This window comes from Frigoribacterium sp. R86507, from assembly GCF_044597695.1.
GTDB lineage: Bacteria > Actinomycetota > Actinomycetes > Actinomycetales > Microbacteriaceae > Frigoribacterium.
Genome location: NZ_CP139002.1, coordinates 3,043,810 through 3,065,019, shown reverse-complemented (window position 1 = coordinate 3,065,019; position 21,210 = coordinate 3,043,810). Strand labels below are relative to the sequence as shown.

Here is a 21,210-nt window from a genome sequence, read left to right as displayed (position 1 = left end):
GGTCAGGCCCCCAGTCGGACGCTCGAGAGCGGGTACGAGTTCGACGACGCGAGCGAGAGCCGCTCGACGCGCTCGCGACGGGCGAGCACCGACTTGGGCACGAAGGCCCAGGCGCAGGGCCAGGTGTCCCAGGCCGCCTGCTGCGCCTCGGCGAGCCGCTGCTGTCGCAGGGTCGCGTCGGGCTCGGTCGACGCCCGGGCGATCGCCTCGGCCACGTCGGGCTGCACGTAGCCCTGGTAGGTGTCGCGGGTCTGCTCCTTCTCGGCCGTGCCCGCGTACATGCCCTGCAAGATGGTCAACGCGAGTCCGGTGGGGGCCGAGAAGCCGTTGCCGAGCAGGTCCCAGTCGCCGGCCTTGCCCTGGCGCCATTGCAGGATGTCGCCGCCCGGCTCGAACTGCTGCAGGGTGGTCCGCACGCCGATCGCGCCGAACATCTCGACGAGGGCCTCCATGATGAAGGTGTCGCCGGCGAACTCGCCGGTCTCCCAGATGATGCGCAACGTCAGATCGCTCGCGCCGAGGTCGGCGAGCGTGCGCCGGGCGAGGTCGGGGTCGTAGCTGTACTCGCCGGTCTTCGCGTAGCCGAGCAGGCTCGGCGGCACGACGCCGTCGGCCTGCGTCACCGAGTCGGTCAGCACGTCGCGCACGAGGGCTCGCCCGTCGATCGCGTGGCTGAGCGCCTCGCGCACCCGGGCGTCGGCCAGTGGATGCCCCCCGGGCTTGCGGAAGTTGTAGAAGATCTGGTTGATGCGCAGGCTCGAGGCCTCGTCGAGGGCGATGCCGGGCAGTCCCTGCAGCTGCGTCGCCGAGTCGGGCGTGATCGAGTCGATGACGTCGACCTCGCCGCTGCGCAGGGCGATCACGCGGCTGGACTCCTCGGGCAGGAACCGCACCTCGACCCGGTCGACGCCGGGGGCCTCTCCCCAGTACTGCTCGTTGCGGGTCAGGCTGTAGGTGCCTGCGCCGCGGTTGAAGCGCGTGACGACGAACGGGCCGCTGCCCACCCCGTCCTGCAGCTCTTCCGGCTTGTTCGCCGCGGCCGGGGTGATGAGGATGTTGCTCATCAGTGCGTCGAGCACCGGGATCGGCTGCGACGAGTCGAGCGTGAAGGTGCGCTCGTCGATCGCGGTCACGGTCGGGAACTCGGGGAAGAAACTGGCGACGAACGAGCCCTGCACCTGCTCGTACATCTGCAGCGCGGTGGCGACGTCGTCGACCGTGACCGGCGTTCCGTCCGAGTACCGCACGCCCTCGCGCAGCCGAACCGTCCACTGCGTGTCGCTCGTGGGCTCGAAGCTCTCGGCGAGCACGAGCTCGGGTGTGATGTCGGGGCCGATCTGCGTGAGCGCCTGGCGCACCGCCCGCTGCACCGTGACGGCCGCGTCGAACTGGTTGAGCTTGTTGTCGAGGCTGACCAGCGAGCGGTTGAGGGCCAGGGTCAGCGTGCCGGGCCCGGGCAGTCCGGTCGGACCGGCGCAGCCGGCGAGGCTGGTGGCGGTCACGAAGAGTCCGGCCGCGGCACCCCATCGGAGCAGGGTGCGGCGCGACATCTCGTGGTCCGCGAACGGAACGGTCATCATCGACCTCTCGATCCAGGGGTTCGACGAGGTCGACGGCGCCCGGTCCCGCAGCGCTGCGACGCCCTCGTCCGGGCTGGATGACACTGTGCCAGTGCTGCGCGTTTCGCGCAAGACCATTGGCGCACAACGCGCAGTCGTGTCAGGATGGCCGCATCATGACCCCGATCACCGTCATCGCCGACGACCTGTCCGGCGCCGCCGAGACCGCCGAGCAGTTCCGGCTGCGCGGTCACGAGACCACGGTCTCGCTCGGCGTGCCGTCGGGACGGACCGCCGGGGTGACGGTCGTCGACGTCGGCACCCGCGCCGGCACCGCCGAGGAGGCGCGGGTCGCCATCGACACGCTGCCTCTGCCGGACGGCAGCCTCGTCCTGAAGAAGACGGACTCGCTGTGGCGTGGTCACGTCGGGCCCGAGCTCGAGGCCCTGACCGGGCGAGGCTACGACGTCGTCGTGGCGGGGGCGTTGCCCGCCCTCGGGCGCACGGTCGTCGGCGGGCGGCCCCTGGTCGACGGGCGACCGCTGGCCGAGACGCCCTTCTGGCACCTCGAGCCACACGACGCCCCGTCGAGCCTCGCCGACCTGGTCGACCACCCCTCGGTGCTCGTCGGCCTCGACGTCGTGCGCTCGGACCCCGCCGCCTTCGCCGCCCGCCTCGACGACGCACTCGTCGGGGGAGCCCTCGCCCTCGTCGACGCCGAGACCGACGACGACCTCGCGGCGGTGGTCGAGGCCGCCCTCCGGCTGTCCGTCCGCCCCGGGGTCCGTCGGCCGATCGCCCTCGCGGGCAGCGCCGCGCTCGCCGCCGCCCTGGCCGACGCGGTGGCTCCGGCCGTGACCCCGGGGGTCCCCGCCCTCGCGTCCGACGACGTCGGGCCCCGTGGCGGGGTCGGGCCCGTGCGACCCGTCCTCGTCGTGGTCGGCTCGGCCGCCGAGGTGGCCCGGGGTCACGCCGACTCGCTCGCCGCGACCGGTGCGGACGTGCACGTGCTCGACCCGGAGGACGACGCAGGCCGCCTCGTCGAGGTGACCCGCGCCTCCTTGTCCCGGTCGTCCGTCGCCGTGCTGACGGTGACCGCCCGGCGCCTGCCCGACCCGCTCGTCGGGTCGGTGGCCCTCGCCGAGGTCGTCGCCCGGATCGGTCGCGACGTCGAGCTCGACCTCGTGTTGACCGGCGGCGAGACCGCCCGGGCCGTGCTCGACCGGCTCGCCACGACCACCCTGCGGCCGCTGGCGCAGGTCGAGCACGGCGCCGTCCTGAGCCTCGCGGGCGACGGGCGGGGCCTCACGGGCGACGGGCGGGGTCTCGCGGGCGACGACCGGCTCGTCGCCACCAAGCCCGGCAGTTTCGGCGGCCCGACCGTGCTCGCCGACCTCGTCGACCTGGTGCGCCGCACCCGCGCCGGGGCCGACCCCCACGACCTCACCGCGTCGGCCGCGTCCGGCGCCCCCACGAAACGGAGAACCCCATGACCACGACGACACCCGACACGCGGCCGTTCATCGCCGTCACCATGGGCGACGGCGCCGGCGTCGGACCCGAGGTGACCGTCGGAGCACTGCTCGACGAGGCCGCCTACCGCGACGCCCGCCCGATCGTCGTCGGCGACGCCCACCGGCTGCGGCTCGGAGCCGCCGCGCTCGGGCTCGAGGTCGAGATCGTCGAGGTCGACGGCCCCGCCGACGCCGTCTTCGGTCCCGGCCGCATCAACGTCGTCGACCCGCACCTGCTCTCGGCCGACCTGCCCTGGGGCGCCGTCTCGGCCGAGGCCGGCCATGCGGCGTACGAGTACATCCGCATCGCGTGCGAGCTCGGCATGGCCGGTCTCGTGCAGGGCATCTGCACCGCGCCGCTGAACAAGGCGGCGTTGCACGAGGCCGGTCACGTGTTCCCCGGCCACACCGAGTTGCTGGCGCACTTCATGGGCGTCGGGGAGGTGTCGATGATGCTCTCGACGCCCAAGATCAAGGTGATCCACGTCACCACCCACATCGGGTTGATCGACGCCATCGCGAAGATCGAGCCCGGCCTGGTCGAGCGCACGGTGCGCCGGGGCTGGGAGGCCCTGCGCCGCGCCGGTGTCGACGACCCCCGCATCGGCGTCTGCGCCATCAACCCGCACGCCGGCGAGAACGGCCTGTTCGGCTACGGGGAGGAGGCCGAGAAGATCACCCCCGCCATCGAGGTGCTGCAGGCCGACGGCATCCGCGCCGTCGGGCCGCTGCCGGCCGACACCGCGTTCTTCCTCGGCGGTCGTGGCGACTACGACCTCATCGTGGCGATGTACCACGACCAGGGCCACGGGCCGGTGAAGGTGCTCGGCATCGAGGCGGGGGTCAACATCACCGTCGGGTTGCCCGTGATCCGCACCTCGGTCGACCACGGCACCGCGTTCGACATCGCCGGCACCGGCGTCGTGGCCGTCGGTAGCATGATCGAGGCGCTGCGCCAGGCGGTCGAGATGTCGCCCAGCCCGGCCGACGCCGTCGAGGTCGGTGCGCCGTCGGCGTGACGTCGCCCGCCACACCGATCAGGACGGCCATCGCATGAGCACCAGCGCATGAGCACCACGGCACGGGAGCGACGCCGCGACATCGTCGACCTGGCCCACACCACGGGCCTGGCGAGCGTCGACGAGCTGAGCCGTCGCTTCGAGGTGACCCCGTCGACCATCCGCCGCGACCTCGCCGAGCTCACCCGGCGCGGCGAGATCGCCCGCACCTACGGCGGGGCCATGCCGCTCGGCGCCCCCGGTGCCGAGCCGACCTTCCGTCAGCGCAACCTCGAGGCCGGGGTGGCCAAGGCCGAGATCGCCCGGCACGCCCGCACGCTGGTCCGGGACGGCGAGACGCTGCTGCTCGACGCCGGTTCGTCGGTCGCAGCTCTCGCCCGGGAGGCGCGCTCGGGTCTGGTCGCGACCGTCGCCACCACCTCGATCGCCGTCATCCAGCAGCTCGCCGACTCGGACGGCATCCACCTCGAGTGCCTCGGCGGCACGCTGCGCCCGGCCAGCCAGGGCTTCGTCGGGCCGCTGGCCGAGGCCGCGCTCGAGCGCCTGACCTTCGACCGGGTGTTCCTCGGCGCCGACGGCGTGCTCGCCTCCGGGCACGTGGTCGAGGCCGACCTCGTGCAGACCCGGCTGAAGGAGCTGATGTGCCGCCAGTCCGAGCACGTCTACGTGCTCGCCGACGGCTCGAAGCTCGGTCGCGCGACGTTCCACGCCCGGGCGGCGCTGCCCGAGGGCTGGACGCTCGTGACCGACGCCACGGCCTCGCCCGAGGCGCTGGCCGAGTTCGCGGCCGCCGGCGTCGACGTGGTCGTCGCGCCCGCCGGCTGACGACGCGGCGGTGGCGCGACCTCGTCGGAGAGCCGGCACCCCGTCGGGCAGGATGGACGGCATGCCCGCACCGACCGCGTCCCTGCCCACCGCCCTCGTCACCGGCGCGTCCGGCGGCATCGGCGCCGAGTTCGCCCGGCGACTCGCGCCCGACCACGACGTGGTGATCGTGGCACGGAGCGGCGACCGCCTCGAGCAGGTGAGGGCCGAGCTCGTGGCGACCCGCGCCTCCGGGTCGTTCACGGCCGTGGTCGCCGACCTGTCGACGCCCGAGGGGGTCGAGACCGTCCTGGCCGCGGTCGGCGACCGCACGATCGACGTGCTCGTGAACAACGCCGGCGTCGGCTCGCACGGGGCGTTCGCCGAGTCCGACCCCGCCGCCGTCCAGGCGCAGGTGCACCTCAACTGCTCGCAGGTGGTCGCGCTGTCGCGCGCGTTGCTGCCCGGCATGGTGGCCCGCCGACGCGGCACGGTGGTCAACGTCGCCTCGACCGCGGCGTTCCAGCCGATCCCGACGATGGCGGTCTACGGGGCGACCAAGGCGTTCGTGCTCTCGTTCAGCGAGGCGTTGCACGCCGAGGTCCGCGGGTCGGGCGTCACCGTCACGGCCCTCTGCCCGGGGGCGACCGAGACCGGGTTCTTCGCCGCGACCGGAAGCGACTTCCTCACGAGCGGTCGGCAGACGCCCGAGCAGGTCGTCACCGCGGCACTGCGGGCCGTCCGCCGTCGCCGTGCCGTCGTGGTCAGCGGGCTCGGCAACGCGATCGGCGCCCAGGCGCACCGCTTCCTGCCCCGTCGACTCGTGACCGCGGCCTCGGCCCTCGTCGTCCGCGAGCGCTAGGCCCGGGCGCCGCCCCGCGTCGCACCACGAAATGGACGTCGCACCGCCGAAGTGCGTGGTGCGACATTCAGCTGGCGGTGCGACGCGACCGATCGCCGGGGGTCCGCGCGAGGGCGGCGTCGCGTGCCGCGACGAGCAGGTCGGTCAGCACCGTGCCGGTCGCGCCGCGGTCCTCGGGGTGCCACTGGACGCACCACACCGGTGCCGTGTCGTGCTCGACGGCCTCGACCGTGCCGTCGTCGGCCCAGGCCACCGCGCGCAGGCCCTCGCCCAGGCGTCCCACCGCCTGGTGGTGCGAGCTGCGGACGACCAGCGACGTCGTGCCGAGCATCGAGGCGAGCGTGCTGCCGTCGGCGAGGCGGACGGGATGGTCGACCATGCTGTCCGAGACGTCGTCCGGGTTCACGTGGCCGGGGTGCTCCAGGTGCTGCACGAGGTCGCCGCCGAGGGCGACGTCGACCACCTGCATGCCGCGACAGATGCCGACCAGCGGCACCCGCGCCTCCACGGACCCGCGCACCACCTCGAACTGCACCCGGTCGGCGTCGGCGAAGGTCTGGCCCCGCCCCGGGTAGTCGGCCGGCCCGCCGTAGTGGCTCGGGTCGACGTCCTCACCGCCGGTGACGAGCACCGCGTCGGCCTCGGCGAGGGCGGTGCGCACGTCGCCGAGCCGGTTCGCGGGCACCCGGCGCACCGCGAAGCCGACCTGCTCGGCGGCGGCGACCACCGAGGTCGACAGGTCGTCGAGCTCGCGCTCGAACGCCGGGTCGTCGCGGGCCTCGTCGGTGACGTCGAGGACCAACAGGTTCAGGAGGCGCGGTGCCGGCGAGTCGCTCATCGCGCCATCCTGGCAGCGTCGCGCCGCGACCGCGGCCCCTGCGGCCCCCGCGGCCCGGGCCGCACGCCGCGCACCCCACCGCGTTTCGTGCACCGCGCCGCGACGAGACCCGGTGCCGTGCACGAAACGCGGCGCGGAGCCGGGCGCGACGGGTCGCTAGTCGGTGCCGTCGATCCCGCCGAGCCGTTCGAGCACGCCCGTGAGGATCGTGCCGGCCGCGTCGGGCAGGACGTGGTGGTTCATGTAGATCGCCTCGAGCCAGGGGAGCACCTCGTCACGACCCCAGCCGACGGCGTCCCAGTCGATGCCGGGCAGGGCCTTCGTGAGGGGCTGGTCGGTCCGCGGGTCGAGCCAGGCCTCGGCGATCGGCACGGCGTCGGACGCGCCCTGCGGCGTCCAGCTCAGCGCGATCGGGTGGTCGTCGCCCTCGATGTGGTCGTGCTCGACGGCACCCGAGCCGAGCCACGGCAGGGTCAGCAGCTCGCCCTCGATGTCGACCTCGATCAGGTCGAGCTTGCGCGGCTCCTCGACCTCGCAGACGTAGAGGTCGAAGCCGGCGTCGTGCCAGGCGGCGGCCTCGTCGACCTCGTCGAGCAGGTCGGGCATGCGGCGGTGCAGGTCGACGATCAGCCGGGTCGACCACTCGACGAGCGCGCGCGTGTCGGCGACGCCGAAGGGGCTGAGGTCGCTGTCGTCGCCGTTCGCGAGGTGGAAGTGGTGCTCGACGTCGCCGGAGGGCGTGGTCTCGAGGTGCACCTGTCCGGTCTCGTAGCCGACGTACAGGGCGGTGATCAGGTCGTCGTCGTCGTACTCGGCGTAGAGGTTCGGCTTGCCGAGCGCGGTCGGCAGCGGTGTCTGCGCGGCCGGGCGCTGGCCCAGGTCGAGCACGGCACGGAAATGGGTGGTGGGGAGCCTCAGGCTCATGTCGGTCACGGCGTGGGGTCCAATCGGTTGCTCACGCCAGGGTAGAGGACGCGACCGCCCGTCCGCGGCCCGTCCACAGCGGAGGAGGCGCGCTCCGGGACTCCCCGGAGCGCGCCTCCTCGTGTGGTCGCCTCGGCGGCGACGCGCCTCCGCGCCTACGCGGCGACGGGGCTGCGCTGGCCGACGACCGAACCGGCCTCGGCGGCCTCGGCCGACGCGTCGGCCCCGGTGGCGGCACCACGGCGGACGAACTTCTTCAGCAGGACGAGCACGAACGCGCTCACCACGGTGCCGGCGACGATCGCCAGCGCCCACATGCCCAGGTTGCCGATCGCGAAGAACACGAAGATGCCGCCGTGGGGGGCCTGCGACGTGACGCCGGCGGCCATCGAGATGGCTCCGGTCACCGCGCCTCCGACCATGCTCGCGGGGATCACGCGCAGCGGGTCGGCCGCGGCGAACGGGATGGCACCCTCCGAGATGAACGAGGCGCCGAGCAGCCAGGCGGCCGTGCCGTTGGAGCGCTCGACCTGCGAGAAGCCCTTGCGGTAGAGCACGGTCGAGGCGAGGGCCATGGCCAGCGGCGGCACCATGCCGGCGCCCATGACGGCGGCCATGATCATCAGCGGAGCGGGGTTGTCGCTGATCGAGCCCGCCGACAGGCCGGCGACGGCGAACGAGTACGCGACCTTGTTGACGGGGCCTCCGAGGTCGATGCACATCATGAGGCCGAGGATGACGCCGAGGACGATCGCCCCGGTGCCGCTGAGGTCGTTGAGGAAGTCGGTCAGGGCGACGGTCAGGGCGGCGATCGGGCCGCCGAGCACGAGCACGAGCAGACCCGAGGCGAAGATCGACGCGAGCAGCGGGATGATCACGACGGGCATCAGGCCGCGCAGCCAGCGGGGCACGTCGGGCTTGCCGATCCAGTAGGCGGCGAAGCCGGCGAGCAGACCACCGACGAGTCCGCCGATGAAGCCGGCGCCCATGAAGACGGCGACGGCGCCGGCGACGAAACCGGGGGCGATGCCGGGTCGATCGGCGATCGCGTAGGCGATGTAACCGGCCAGGGCGGCGACGAGGAAGCCCATCGACAGGTTGCCGATCTGGAACGCGGCGGCACCGAGGAAGTACTGCAGGCCCTCGGGCGGCAGGTTGAACAGCGAGTAGTCGGTCAGCACGGTCGCGGCGTTGCCGGCGATCTCGTAGCCCGAGAGCAGGAAGCCCAGGGCGAGCAGCAGACCGCCACCGGCGACGAACGGGATCATGTACGAGACGCCGGTCAGCAGCCAGCGCTTGAGCGACGAGCCGAAGCCCTGCTTCTCGGTCGTCGAGCCGGCGGCGGCACCGGCGGCACCGGCGGCCGTGCCGCTCACGCGGGCGGCGTTCGGGTCCTTGGCGGCGGCCAGCGCCTCCTTGACCATGGCGTCGGGAGCGTCGACACCGCGCTTGACGGGACCGCGGACGACGGGCTTGCCGGCGAAGCGGCCCTGGTCGCGCACGTCGACGTCGACGGCGAAGATCACGGCGTCGGCCTCGGCGATGACGGCCGGGTCGAGCGGGGTGACCTTGCCCGAGCCCTGCGGCTCGATCTGCAGGTCGGCACCGAGGCGCTTCGCGGCGGCGACGAGGGCGTCGGCGGCCATGAAGGTGTGGGCGATGCCGGTGGGGCAGGCGGTGACGCCGACGAGCTTCGGGCGACGGGCGCCGTCGCCCGCCGTGTCGGCCCCGGACGAGGAGGCGCTGGTCGCGCCGGCCGCGGTGGTCGCGGTGGCGCCGCGCGTCTCGGCGACCTCGCCGCTGACCTCGTCGTCCACCAGCTTCACGATGTCGGCGGGCGTCTTCGCGGCGCGGAGGGCGGCGGTGAAGTCGTCGCGGATGAGGGCGCGGGCGAGGGTCGAGAGGACCGTCATGTGGTCGCCGTCGGCGCCTTCGGGCACGGCGATCATGAAGACGATGTCGGCGTCGCCGTCGGGGGCGCCGAAGCCGACCGTGCGGGCGAGCCGCGAGAAGGCGAGGGTGGGCTCGGTGACCGAGGCCGACCGGGCGTGGGGGATCGCGATGCCGCCGGGGACGCCGGTGCCGACCGAGGCCTCACGCTTGATGGCGTCGTCGGCGAGCGAGTCGGCCGAGCCGGCGCGGCCCGAGGCGGCGACGCGCGCTGCCAGGGCGCGGATGACGTCGGTCGACGTGCCGCCCAGGTCTTCGTCGAGACCGACGAGGTCGGTGCTGATGAGGGATGACATGCTGTTCTGCTCCTTGGGGTTGGGCGACGCTGCTCAGAGGTGCCCGACGGCCGCGGGGGCCACCGGGACGACGTCGATGTCGTCAGGGAAGGTCTGATCGAGGCGGGGGACGATGCTGCCGGGCAGGGCCGCGGCGGCGGCCCCGGACGCGACGGCCTGGGCGAGGCGGGCCGGGGCGGGGGCCCCGGCCGTCTCGGCGAGCAGGTAGCCGGACAGCGACGAGTCGCCGGCGCCCACCGTGCTCAGGGCGGTGATGACGGGTGCGGCGGCGAACCACGACCCCTCGTCGTCGATCAACAGGGCGCCCGCGCTGCCGAGGGTGAGCAGCACGGTCTCGACGCCGAGTTCGCGCAGGCGCCGGGCCCCGGCGACGGCCGAGGCCGGGTCGGCCTCGTACGCCTCGGGGTCGCCGCCGACGATCTCGGCGAGTTCGTCGGCGTTGGGCTTGACGAGGTCGATGCCGACGCCCGACGCGATCAGGGCGGCGAACGGCTCGCCCGACGAGTCGACCGCGATGCGCGGGGCGGTGTCACCGCAGGAGGCGCGCACGGCCCGGACGACGTCGGCCAGCCAGGTCGTCGGCAGGCCGGGGGGCAGTGAGCCCGCGAGCACCAGCCACGAGGCGAGGGCCGCGTGCTCGACGACGAGCGCGGTGAGCTCGTCCACGTGGGCGCCGAGGTCGGGGCCGAGCTCGTTGATCTTGGTGGTCGTGCCGCCGGGCTCGGTCAGGGTGACGTTGGCCCGGAGGCGCTGGTCGATCGGCAGGTTGACGGTCGGCACGCCCCGCTCGCGCAGGGCGACGAGGACCGGGTCGTCGAGGGCACCGGGCAGCAGGGCCACGGTCTCGGCGCCCGACGCCGCGAGGGCCCGGGACACGTTGACGCCCTTGCCGCCGGGCTCGTCGGTCGTGCTGACCGAGCGCTGCACGGCACCCCGCTGCAGGGTGCCCGGCAGCTCGATCGTGCGGTCGAGCGAGGGGTTCGCGGTGACGGTGAGGATCATGCGGGTGCCTCCTGGCAGCGATGCGGTGTCGAGCGGGGCCACGACGGGGCGGGGCGCGGGGGTCGAGGTGCTCATGCCACGATCACCTCGACGTCGGCGAGCTCGAGCGCCTCGCCCAGGTCGGGGGCGGGGGGTGCGTCGGTGACCACGGTGTCGATCTCGGCCAGGCGCGCGAACCGCACCAGCGCCTCCTCGCCGTGTTTGGTCTGGTCGACCACGGCGACGACGCGGCGTCCGGCACGCACGTAGGCCGACTTGACGGCGCCCTCGAACTCGTCGGGGGTCGACAGCCCGAAGCCGGCGCTGAGGCCGTTCGCGCCGACGAAGACGATGTCGGGTCGCAGGGCTTGGATCTGCTCGACCGTGCTCGTGCCGACGGCCGCACTGGTCAGGCCGCGGACGCGTCCGCCGAGCAGGTGCAGGTCGACGTGGGGGCTGTGCTGCAGCAGCGCCGCGATCGGGACGGCGTTCGTGATGACGGTGAGGACGGTGCCGGGCGTCGCCGGGGCCCAGCGGGCGAGCTCGGCGGCGACGGCGGCCGTGGTGGTGCCGGCGTCGAGGGCGATCGACCCCGTGAACGTCGGGGGCACGAGGTGCGCGGCCGCCTGGGCGACCGACGTCTTCTCGGGGCTGTGTCGGGTCTCGCGCTCGCTCAGGCTGAGCTCGCTGACGCTGGAGCGGCCCGCGACGACGGCACCGCCGTGCACGCGCTGCAGCAGGCCCGCCTGCTCGAGGGCGTCGAGGTCGCGGCGGACCGTCTCGGCCGTGACGTCGAGGCGCAGGGCGAGATCGCTGACCGACACCCGACCGGCCGAGCGCAGGGCTTCGGCGATCGACTCGTGCCGTTCGGTGGCGTACATGCGACCTCCTCGTCGTCTCGCGGTGCTGCTGTTGCCGGTGCTGCTGGTGTCCGTCGTCGGTGTTCCGTGCCGTGTGGGCCGACTGTACGACGCTTCCACAGAGAAAACAAGACAAAACCAGAAAAACGAAGAAGAACGCAGATCGCGCACCCGCGACGATCGGCCATGTCCGCAATGCGCACTCTTGGCGATCTGGCTAGTTCCTCTAGCTATCCACCTGTCACAGTGATGGACGTACCGGTTCACGGCGGTACGGGCACCGACTTCACGGGCGGTGCCAGAGCTCCAGCAGGTTCCTCAGGTGGCGCAGGGTCACCAGAAATGAGAAGAACATGAACACCAGCAGCACCTCGCTCCAGGGCCTCGGCCACGAGCAGCTCGTCTCCCTCGTCCGCGGAACCGTCGGTTCGGCTCGCCCCTCGGCGGCCCGTCCGACCACCGGTCGCGTCGACGCCGGCCTCTACCGCCGCGACCCGCGCGTCCCGGCCGTCCGAATCGAGACCTACCCCCGTCGTCGACGGGCGCGTGTCGCGGCCGTCGCCCTCGCCGCACCGATCTCGGCAGCCGTCTCGGCCGTCGCCCGGGTCGACGAGCCCACCTACGCCGACTTCCTCGTGGCCGCCCCGGCCCACGCGATGTCGGCCTGAGGCAGGCACGATGACCTTCGCGCAGCGCATCCTCGCCGATCAGGTCGGCGACCACGTGTCGTACTTCGACACGGCTCTCGACGACACCGACGACCTCGACTGAACGGCCCGACCATGACCCCCTCGCTTCCCTCGCTCGACACCCTTGTCCACCCCGACCTCCACGAGTACGTGGCCGACCGCTACCCCTTCGTGGCCGGCCTGGTGGACGACGACCAGATCTGACCGTCCCGGGCCCCGGCCCGGTGCACGACTTCGGACGGGCTGACGCCCGGCCCGTCGACGGTGCGTACCAGCGGCCCGCAGCGCGGGACGCCGACGAGCACCCCACGAGAGCCCCCTCACCCCGGTGAGGGGGCTCTCGCGTGTCCGAAGACGCCACCCGCGGGGGAGGCGAGTGGTCCTCGGGGCGGACGCCGCGCCTCCTCGGGGTTCGTAGCGTGGACGAGGTCGCACCCGTCGGGGCGACGGTGCGGCCACCCGGCCCGCGCCGACGACGAACCGAGGAGGCGCGGTGTCCGCCGTCGAGATCGTCCCGCGTCACCGCCCGGGTCGCGCCGCCCGCACGCGCGAGTCCCTGCTCGACCTGCTGGCCTTCGGCCGCGCGCAGGCCCTCTCGTGCGCGTTCGCCGTCGCGATCTTCGCCGGGCTCGCCGTGACCCGCGTGGTGGACGTGGGCATCCCGCGCTACGACGCCCTGCTGATCTGGTGCCTGCTCGTGCAGGTCGTCCTCGTCGCGACGCGGCTCGAGACCCGGGACGAACTGCTCGTCATCTGCGTCTTCCACGTCCTGGGCCTCGGGCTCGAGGTGTTCAAGGTGGCGATCGGGTCGTGGTCGTACCCGGAGCCCGGCGTGCTGCGCCTGGGTGACGTGCCGCTCTACAGCGGCTTCATGTACGCGGCCGTCGCGAGCTACATCTGCCAGGCGTGGCGACGGCTCGACCTGCGCGTCGACCCCGTGCCGATGGTGGCGACCATGGCCGTCGCGGTCGGCTTCTACGTCAACTTCTTCACGAACCACTGGATCACCGACCTGCGCTGGGTGCTGCTCGGCGTCGCCGCGCTGCTGATCGCCCGACGGTCGGTGACCTTCCGCGTGCGGGGCCTCGACCGCCGCATGCCGTTGCTCGTCTCGTTCGCCCTGATCGGGCTCTTCATCTGGGTCGCCGAGAACGCCGCGACCCTGCTCGGCGCCTGGACCTACGCCTCGCAGGCCGACGGCTGGAGCCTCGTGCACCCCAGCAAGATCGGCTCGTGGATGGTTCTCGTGATCTTCAGCTTCATGCTCGTGCTGTGGCTGAAGCAGCGGAAGGGGCCGCGACGACGTGACGACGTGACGGCGTGACGGCGTGACGACGTGACGGTCGCACCACCGTCGCGTCGTCGAACCGTGGTCCGGGTGGTTCGACGACGCGGACGTGGTGCGTCCTCGCTCGCGGGTCGCGTCAGGGGGCGGCGTGGCGCCCGACGCGCGTGGGGGCCGGCGCGGCCGGAGCGGCAGCAGCGGCGGCCACGGGGGTGGCGGCCACAGCGACGGCGGCCACGGGGACGGCGCCCACGGGGACCGCGCCCACGGCGTCGGCCACGTCCTGGGCCAGCGAGGCCGCCTGCGGGGCGCGACCCGACACGGCCGCCGCGACCGCCGCCTCCCGGGTCTCGTACATCGTCGGCAGGTCGTGGCCCCCGTCGGCCGTCTCGTAGCTCTGCAGCTCGATCTCGGCCAGGCGGGCGAACTCGGCCAGCTTCTCGGACGACACGCTCTTCGCCTTGCGGGGGCGGGTGTTGTGCAGGCAGAACGTGCCGATCGCCTCGCCCGTCGACGAGTGGATCGGGTGTCCGGCGTAGAAGTACCCGTGGTTGAGGTCGAGGTAGGGGTTGTCCTTGAAGCGGTCGTCCTTGCGGGCGTCCTCGACGATCACGGGGGCGTCGGCCGCCACGGTCACGTCGCAGAAGGTCAGTTCGCGCGGGATCGACACCGGCAGCAGCTCGGTGTTGACGGCGTAGTACAGCTTCTTTCCGTCGAGCAGCGAGACGACGGCGACGTCGACGCCGAATTCCTTCTCGGCGCGGCGGGCGAGGTCCTGCAGGGTGTCCGAGCCGCCGGTGCTCGCGAGCTCGACCAGCGTCTCGGCACCCGACCACTCGAAGGTCGGCTCGGGCAGTGCCCGCCGCGGACGGGCAGGAGGCGCGGTGCCGGTCGGCGGGACGGGCGCGGTTCCGGGGGCGGTCACGGGTGCAGGCGTCGGTGTCGTGGCAGGTGTCGGCAGCGGTGCGGGTGCGGGTGCGGTTGCCGAGCGCGCCGCGACGGCCTGCTCGGCCTCGAGTCGGGCGACGGCCGCCCGTGCGGCCTCGAGCCGTGCGACGACCGGGTCGACCGGAGCCGGCGCGGCCACCGACGCCGCCAGTCGGGCCACCTCGAGCTGGGCCGCGACGCGCTCGGGCACGAGGGGGGCCACCGATGTGCGCGGGATGTGCTCGACCGATTCGCCGCGGCGCACCACGTCGAGGGTCGGGGCGACCCGGTCGGCGACCACGGCGCCCCATTGTCGGTACATCGTCTCGCAGCCGTGTGGGCGCCCGGGCTGCAGCTCGCCCGGGGGCAGCCGGAAGTACGAGGTCGACGGGTGCTGTGAGGCGACCCGCTCGGTGATCTCGTTCATGCGCGCGGCGTGCCGGTCGGCGACCGATCCGAACGGGTTGTCGAACCGCGTCACCGAGCGCACGGGCTGCACGCCGACCAACACGATGCGGGCGGTCGGGTGGACGCGGCGCGTCAGGTCGGTGACGAGCGCCGTGACGTCGCGCTGCCAGCTGTCCAGCGGAGTGAGCATGACGGCGTCGTTGAGGCCGAGCATCACGACGACCGTGTCGTACAGGCTGAGGTCGTGGTCGCCGATCCACGAGCGGGCCGACCCGGCGTTCATCATCTCGTCACCGATGTAGTCCACCGAGCACGCACGTCCGGTGTTCTTCGACGTCTCCTTGGCGATCTGGCCGGTGAGTGCCTGCTCGTGGCTCGTCACGCCGAAGCCGTGGGTCGGGCCCGTGCCGATCAGCAGCACGGTGTCGGGGTCGGGGGAGTCCGCCCGGTAGGTCGGCCGGCCGCGCGGGGAGGGCACGTGGCGCGAGCGCGAGAGCGTCCACAGGTAGAACAGGCGCATGGCAGGCCTCAGCCGCTCGTAGCTGCGCGTCGGGTGCGCGGGTGTGTCGACCGTCCTGGTCACGTGGTGCTCCTCGGGTGTCTCTCGGTGTGTCGTCCCCCGTCCCAGGCTAGGCAGCGGGCGTGCGCCGGGCTGCCCCCAGTGCGGGTCCGCGGTGGCCCCTCTTCTGGTCGCACCCCTGCGCAGCCCCGTCGTTCCGGGGGCGTCCACCCGAACCTGGACGCAGGAGGCGCGGGGCGAGCAGGCTGGTACGCGTGACTCCCGCAGACAGCACGTCCCCCGACGACGACCACGGTTCCGTCGCCACCGCCCTCGAGCTCGTGGCGGACGAGGTCGACGCCGCCGTCTCGGCGGTCCTCGACGCCGACGCCGGGGGTGACGACTCGTCCGACACCTCCGGCCAGCTCGACGCCTTCGCCGACCTGCTCGACGACGCCGAGCGCGTCTTCGTCCACGGGGCGGGTCGCTCGGGGCTCGCCCTGCGCATGACCGCGATGCGGCTGATGCACCTCGGTCTCGAGGTGCACGTCGTGGGTGAGGTGACGACTCCCGCCATCGCCGACGGAGACGTGCTGCTCACCGCGAGCGGCTCGGGCACGACGTCCGGCATCGTCGCCGCGGCCCGCACGGCCGTCGACGCCGGGGCCCGGGTGGCCGCGATCACCACCGCCGCCGACTCGCCGCTGGCCGACCTGGCCGAGGCCGTGCTCGTGGTCCCCGCCGCCGACAAGCAGGACCGCTCGGGAGCCGCCTCGTCGCAGTACGCCGGCGGCCTGTTCGAGCAGACGGTCGTGCTGCTCGGCGACGCCGTCTTCCACGCGCTATGGAAGCGTTCGGGTGCCGACGCCGACGAGCTCTGGCCCCGCCACGCGAACCTCGAGTAGCCGCCCCCACCTCCGCGCGCGGCGCCCTTCGCGCCGCGCGCTCAGCGTCACGCCGTCGATGCGCTGTCGAACCATCCGAATGGATGGTTCGACAGCGCATCGATGGTTCGTCTCACGCAGAGGGTGAAGGTCCTGTGGAGAACTACGACAGGGCGCGGTCACGACCGGCAAGGTGTGGGGATGATCGATTCCCTACCGCCCGTCATTCGCTCGTCCCAGCTGGGCCACGGGACGCGAGAGTCCTCCTCGGTCCGTCGCCGGATCGACCGTGGTGAGCTCCTCCGGCTGTGCCCGGGTGTCGCCGTCGAGCGGGAGGCCTGGCAGGCTGCCACGCCGAGGCAACGCCATCTCCTCCGCGTGGTCGCGCTCCTGCCCAAGCTGTCGAGCCGGGTCGCCGCCTCACACGCGTCCGCAGCGGCCGTCTGGGGTGCCCCGATCCTGGGTGACTGGCCGGACCGCGTCCACGTCGTCGACCCCGCTCGTCGTACGACGCAGTCCACGCCGACGGTCGTCCGCCACGCCGGACTTCTCCTGCCCCAGGAGGCGCGGGAGGAGTCCGGGGTGCCCGTCACCTCGCCGGCACGCACGGCTGCCGATCTCGCGTTGTCGTGGACCTTCCGGGAGGCCGTCGTCGCCCTCGACCAGCTGCTCCGCCGTCGGTCGACCACGCGGGAGGAGGTCGGTCGGTTGCTGGATGCACGGCCGACGGCTCGGGGCCGCACGGGCGCTCGTCGTGCCGTGGCCTTCGCGACGTCGGCGGCCGAGTCCCCCGGGGAATCGCTGACGCGGGTCGTCCTGCACGAGCTGGGTGCGCCTCCTCCGGTTCTCCAGAAGAGCTTCCGCTGGGGTGATCGCGGTCAGTTCGTGGACGTGGTCGACTTCTGGTGGCCCCGGTTCGGCGTCGTCCTCGAGTTCGACGGGCGGATCAAGTACGCGAAGGGCCGGTGGCGGAAGGGGCGTTCTCCGGAGCAGATCGTCGTGGACGAGAAGATTCGTGAGGACCGCATCCGCAACCGGCCCGAGGTCGTCGGATTCGCTCGCACGGTGTGGGACGAGGTCATGCACCCGCCGCGCCTCGCGATGAACCTGCGCGCAGCCGGACTGCCCCTGGGCTGACGCCCCGTGGCCGGTAGTCCTGCGTGTCGGCACCGGGACGACACCACCGATGCGCCGTCGAACCTTCCACCTGCGTGGTTCGACGGCGCATTGATGGTTCCGGGCGGTGCGTCTGCCACACGTTTTACCCGCGCGAAACAATTCGTATACAAAACTGGGGCTTGCGGCAGGATTGTATGCAATCCACACCGCACAGACCGATACCACCCGAGCATCGGAGGCCCGATGGCCCGCCCACCCCGCCCGACCCGTGCCGCGAGCGCGTCCCGTGCCGCGACCCCGAGCGCACCGGCCGGCCGTCGCCGCCTGCGCCGAGCCCTCGCGCTCCCGGCCCTCGCCGCCGCGACGCTCGCGCTGACGGCCTGCGTCCCGCAGCAGCCCGCCGGCACGAACCCGCCCGACAAGACCGACGTCACCACCGCGCCGATCGGCGACAAGACGATCGTCGAGGGCGGCGACCTGGTCATGGCGCTGTCGGCCGAGCCGGACGCCCTCGACCCCACCACGTCGTCGTCGCTCTACACGCGGTACGTCATGGAGACGGTCTGCCAGAAGCTGTACGACATCGACGCCGAGGGCGACCTCGTGCCGTTGCTGGCGACCGAGCTGCCGACGCTGTCGGACGGCGGGTTGACGGTCGACATCCCCGTGCGCACCGACGCCGTGTTCGCCGACGGGACCCCGCTCGACGCCGAGGCCGTGGTCACGACGCTGCGCCGCCACCTCGACAAGCCCGACTCGTCGCGGGCCAGTGAGCTCGGCCCCGTCACCGGGGTCGAGGCCCTCGACGACGACACGGTGCGCCTGACCTACGAGCGCCCCTTCGCCCCGCTCACCGCGGCCCTGGCCGACCGGGCGGGCATGATCATGTCGCCGACGGCACTCGAGGCCGAGGGCGACGACTTCGGCGACGCCCCGGTCTGCGTCGGCCCGTTCAAGTTCGTCGACCGCGTGCCGCAGACCTCGATCTCGGTCGAGCGCGACCCGCTCTACTACGACGCCGAGGACGTGCACCTCGACACGATCACCTACCGCATCATCACCGACGCGAGCATCCGGGCCGCGAACGTGCGGGCGGGTGACGTGCAGGTCGCCGACTCGATGTCGACGATGGACGTCGACTCCCTCATGGCCGACGACGGCCTGACGGTGCTGCAGGTCGGCTCCTTCGGCTACCAGGGCATCACGGTGAACATCGGCAACCAGGACGGCGTCGGAACCGACCCCGTGCAGATCGACACCCCCCTGGCGAGCGACGTGCGCGTCCGTCAGGCGCTGGCCATGTCGATCGACCGCGATGCGCTCGTCCAGAGCGTGTTCGGCGGGTGGAACGACACCGCCTGCTCGCCGATCCCGCCGAGCAGCCCGTTCGCCACCGACGCCAGCGACGCCTGCCCGGGCTACGACCCCGAGGGGGCGAAGCGCCTCCTGGAGGAGGCGGGCGTTGACACGCCCTACGACATCGAGATCCAGGCCAGCAACAACGCCGACACGTTGCGACTCGCCCAGGCGTTGCAGGCCCAGGTCGCCGACGGCGGGTTCCGCCTGTCCATCACCCCGGTCGAGTACTCGACCCTGCTCGACGTGCAGTCGCGTGGAGACTTCGACGCGCTGCAGCTCGGCTGGTCCGGTCGCGTCGACCCGAACGGCAACATGGTCAACTTCCTGCGCACCGGTGGCGGCAACAACTACTCGGGCTACAGCAATCCCCGGGTCGACGAGCTGCTGGCCGACGCGGCCGCGTCCATCGACGTCGACGAGCGTGCGGCGCTCTACGGCGAGGCCGTGACGCAGGTCCAAGAAGATGAACCGCTCATCTACCTGTACCGCACCCGCAGCCTGACCGCGCTGACGAACGAGGTCGCCGGGGTGTCCACCTACGCCGACGGCGTCGTGCGCCTCAGCAACGCTGCCTTCGTCGAGGGGGAGTGACCCGATGACCCGTTACCTGCTCACCCGGCTCTGGCAGTCGGCCGTCACGCTCGTGATCGCCTCGATCGTCGTGTTCTGGGGGGTGCGCCAGCTGCCCGGCGACCCGGCCCTGGCGCTCGCCGGCGAAGAGGCGACGCCCGAGCGCGTCGCCGCCATCCGTGCCGACCTCGGCCTCGACGACTCGCTGCTCGTGCAGTACGGCCGGTTCGTCGGCAACTTCGTCCGCGGCGACTTCGGTGAGTCCACCCGCACCGGCACCCCGGTCACCGAGCTGATCGGCGCCACCTTGCCGGTCACGCTGTGGCTCGCCCTCTACGCCATCGTCGTCGCCGTCGTCGTGGGTGTCGCCCTGGGCGTCGTCGCCGAGCGGTACCGGGGCCGCTGGCCCGAGTGGATGGCCAACGCCGCCGCCCTGGTGGGGCTCTCGGTGCCGAACTTCTGGCTCGGCATCCTCGCGATCCTCTGGCTCGCTGCCGGTCTCGGGCTGTTCCCCGCGTCGGGCTACGTGCCGGTGGCCGAGAACCCGGCGAGCGCGTTCTACCACCTGACCCTGCCCGCGTTGATCCTCGGCACGAGCCTCGCCGCGGTCATCATGCGGCAGACCCGCGCCTCGATGATCGAGACGATGAAGACCGACTACGTGCGCACCGCGCGGGCCAAGGGTCTCGGTCGCGGCCGGGTGCTGATGCGCTACGGCCTGCGCAACTCGATGATCGTGGTCGTCACGATCGTCGGCCTGCAGCTCGGCGGCCTGATCTCGGGCGCCGTCGTCACCGAGCGCATCTTCGCCCTTCCGGGCTTCGGCAAGCTCACGCTCGACTCGGTGTTCACCCGCGACTACCCGGTGATCCAGGCCGTCGTGCTGATCATCACGGTCGGCTACATCGTGATCAACCTGGCGGTGGACGTCCTGTACTCCGTCATCAACCCGCGCATCAGGGTAGGAGGCGCATCGTGACCGTCATCGAGACACCCACCGCCGCAGGGGCGGGGCTCGGCTCGGCGCGGGGACGCGTCTGGCGCGGCCTCGTCCGCAACAAGCTGGGCGTCACGGGCGGCGTCATGCTGCTCGTCGTCCTCGTCGCGGGCCTCGCCGCGCCGCTCATCGCCCCGTACGACCCGACCCGGGTCAACTTCGAGCTGCCGTTCCAGGTGCCCGGCACCGTGGGCTACGTGCTCGGCACCGACGACCTCGGCCGCGACATCCTGTCGCGCACCGTGTACGGCATCCGCGTCTCGCTGCAGGTCGGCGTGCTCTCGGTGCTGCTGGCCGTCGTGGTCGGCACACCCCTCGGGCTGCTGGCCGGCTACTGGCGTTGGCTCGACGGCGTCATCTCGCGCCTGACCGACGTCATGCTGGCGTTCCCGTTCCTGATCATCGCCGTGGCGCTCGCCGCGATCAGTGGTCCGAGCCTGACGAACGCCGTGGTCGCCCTCGGCATCGCCCAGGTGCCGACGATGATCCGCGTGGTGCGCGGCGAGACGCTGCGCATCAAGTCGACCGACTTCGTCCTCGCCGCGACGACCATGGACGCCACGGGCCTGCGGGTGATCTTCCAGCACGTCCTGCCCAACTGCGTCTCGGCGATCATCGTGCAGGCGACGGTCATCATGCCCGTCGCCGTGATCGGCGAGGCCCTGCTGTCGTTCCTCGGGCTGGGCATCCAGCCGCCGACGGCCAGTCTGGGCATCATGCTCAGCGACGCGCAGCAGTACCTGGCCAAGGCGCCGTTCGCGGCCGTCGTGCCGGGTCTCGCGATCGCCGTGATCTGCCTGGGCTTCAACCTGTTCGGCGACGCCCTGCGCGACGCCCTCGATCCCACCGCCAGCGACCGGAAGTGA

At 72.7% G+C, this 21,210-nt stretch carries 18 protein-coding genes; 11 read left to right on the top strand and 7 right to left on the bottom strand.

Annotation, left to right across the window (positions count from 1 at the left end; genetic code table 11):
• Positions 1 to 2: 2 nt before the first annotated feature.
• A complete protein-coding gene (locus SJY14_RS14460) occupies positions 3 to 1,577 on the bottom strand; it encodes an ABC transporter substrate-binding protein (protein WP_396599244.1) in 1,575 nt (524 codons plus the stop codon).
• A 158-nt stretch (positions 1,578 to 1,735) separates the two neighbouring features.
• On the opposite strand from SJY14_RS14460, the gene SJY14_RS14455 reads away from it, so the two are divergent.
• The 4 genes from SJY14_RS14455 to SJY14_RS14440 all read left to right on the top strand — a co-directional run bounded on the left by SJY14_RS14455 (position 1,736) and on the right by SJY14_RS14440 (position 5,758).
• On the top strand, positions 1,736 to 3,052 hold the full coding sequence (locus tag SJY14_RS14455) for a four-carbon acid sugar kinase family protein (protein ID WP_396599243.1): 1,317 nt from the start codon (positions 1,736 to 1,738) through the stop codon (positions 3,050 to 3,052).
• Positions 3,049 to 4,092 carry a 4-hydroxythreonine-4-phosphate dehydrogenase PdxA gene (gene pdxA, locus SJY14_RS14450; RefSeq protein WP_396599242.1) on the top strand — a complete coding sequence of 348 codons (1,044 nt, stop codon included), beginning with the start codon at positions 3,049 to 3,051 and terminating at the stop codon, positions 4,090 to 4,092. The genes SJY14_RS14455 and pdxA overlap by 4 nt, the downstream gene beginning before the upstream one ends.
• 48 nt (positions 4,093 to 4,140) lie before the next feature.
• Positions 4,141 to 4,917, top strand: coding sequence for a DeoR/GlpR family DNA-binding transcription regulator (locus tag SJY14_RS14445; protein ID WP_396599241.1), 777 nt, complete (start codon positions 4,141 to 4,143; stop codon positions 4,915 to 4,917).
• Between the two features lie 61 nt (positions 4,918 to 4,978).
• Positions 4,979 to 5,758 carry an SDR family NAD(P)-dependent oxidoreductase gene (locus SJY14_RS14440; protein ID WP_396599240.1) on the top strand — a complete coding sequence of 260 codons (780 nt, stop codon included), beginning with the start codon at positions 4,979 to 4,981 and terminating at the stop codon, positions 5,756 to 5,758.
• A gap of 67 nt (positions 5,759 to 5,825) precedes the next feature.
• Here the strand turns inward: SJY14_RS14440 and SJY14_RS14435 are convergent, their stop codons facing one another.
• The 5 genes from SJY14_RS14435 to SJY14_RS14415 form a co-directional block, all read right to left on the bottom strand.
• Positions 5,826 to 6,596, bottom strand: coding sequence for a gamma-glutamyl-gamma-aminobutyrate hydrolase family protein (locus tag SJY14_RS14435; protein ID WP_396599239.1), 771 nt, complete (start codon positions 6,594 to 6,596; stop codon positions 5,826 to 5,828).
• A 156-nt stretch (positions 6,597 to 6,752) separates the two neighbouring features.
• On the bottom strand, positions 6,753 to 7,529 hold the full coding sequence (locus SJY14_RS14430) for a hypothetical protein (RefSeq protein WP_071254916.1): 777 nt from the start codon (positions 7,527 to 7,529) through the stop codon (positions 6,753 to 6,755).
• 146 nt (positions 7,530 to 7,675) lie between these two features.
• Entirely contained in the window at positions 7,676 to 9,766 is a 2,091-nt protein-coding gene (locus tag SJY14_RS14425) for a fructose-specific PTS transporter subunit EIIC (protein WP_396599238.1), read from the bottom strand.
• Positions 9,767 to 9,799: 33 nt separating this feature from the next.
• Positions 9,800 to 10,768 carry a 1-phosphofructokinase family hexose kinase gene (locus tag SJY14_RS14420; protein ID WP_396600282.1) on the bottom strand — a complete coding sequence of 323 codons (969 nt, stop codon included), beginning with the start codon at positions 10,766 to 10,768 and terminating at the stop codon, positions 9,800 to 9,802.
• Positions 10,769 to 10,839: 71 nt separating this feature from the next.
• Positions 10,840 to 11,628, bottom strand: coding sequence for a DeoR/GlpR family DNA-binding transcription regulator (locus SJY14_RS14415; RefSeq protein WP_396599237.1), 789 nt, complete (start codon positions 11,626 to 11,628; stop codon positions 10,840 to 10,842).
• 332 nt (positions 11,629 to 11,960) lie between these two features.
• Between SJY14_RS14415 and SJY14_RS14410 the strand changes: the two genes are divergently transcribed.
• Both SJY14_RS14410 and SJY14_RS14405 read left to right on the top strand, forming a co-directional pair.
• Positions 11,961 to 12,275, top strand: coding sequence for a hypothetical protein (locus SJY14_RS14410; RefSeq protein ID WP_071254924.1), 315 nt, complete (start codon positions 11,961 to 11,963; stop codon positions 12,273 to 12,275).
• 514 nt (positions 12,276 to 12,789) lie between these two features.
• Positions 12,790 to 13,620 (top strand): DUF817 domain-containing protein, encoded by an 831-nt coding sequence (locus SJY14_RS14405; protein ID WP_396599236.1) that lies wholly within the window; start codon positions 12,790 to 12,792, stop codon positions 13,618 to 13,620.
• Between the two features lie 100 nt (positions 13,621 to 13,720).
• Here SJY14_RS14405 and SJY14_RS14400 read toward each other — a convergent pair whose 3' ends face one another.
• Positions 13,721 to 15,499 carry a GAF domain-containing protein gene (locus tag SJY14_RS14400; protein WP_143048570.1) on the bottom strand — a complete coding sequence of 593 codons (1,779 nt, stop codon included), beginning with the start codon at positions 15,497 to 15,499 and terminating at the stop codon, positions 13,721 to 13,723.
• A 191-nt stretch (positions 15,500 to 15,690) separates the two neighbouring features.
• Between SJY14_RS14400 and hxlB the strand changes: the two genes are divergently transcribed.
• The 5 genes from hxlB (at position 15,691) to SJY14_RS14375 (ending at position 21,210) form a co-directional block, all read left to right on the top strand.
• Positions 15,691 to 16,320, top strand: coding sequence for a 6-phospho-3-hexuloisomerase (hxlB, locus tag SJY14_RS14395; RefSeq protein ID WP_055970883.1), 630 nt, complete (start codon positions 15,691 to 15,693; stop codon positions 16,318 to 16,320).
• Positions 16,321 to 16,677: 357 nt separating this feature from the next.
• Positions 16,678 to 17,436 carry a hypothetical protein gene (locus SJY14_RS14390; RefSeq protein WP_396599235.1) on the top strand — a complete coding sequence of 253 codons (759 nt, stop codon included), beginning with the start codon at positions 16,678 to 16,680 and terminating at the stop codon, positions 17,434 to 17,436.
• A 225-nt stretch (positions 17,437 to 17,661) separates the two neighbouring features.
• Positions 17,662 to 19,368: an ABC transporter substrate-binding protein gene (locus SJY14_RS14385; RefSeq protein ID WP_396599234.1), complete on the top strand. Its 1,707-nt coding sequence runs from the start codon at positions 17,662 to 17,664 to the stop codon at positions 19,366 to 19,368.
• 4 nt (positions 19,369 to 19,372) lie between these two features.
• Positions 19,373 to 20,326 (top strand): ABC transporter permease, encoded by a 954-nt coding sequence (locus SJY14_RS14380; protein WP_396599233.1) that lies wholly within the window; start codon positions 19,373 to 19,375, stop codon positions 20,324 to 20,326.
• Positions 20,323 to 21,210, top strand: coding sequence for an ABC transporter permease (locus SJY14_RS14375; RefSeq protein WP_396599232.1), 888 nt, complete (start codon positions 20,323 to 20,325; stop codon positions 21,208 to 21,210). The genes SJY14_RS14380 and SJY14_RS14375 overlap by 4 nt, the downstream gene beginning before the upstream one ends.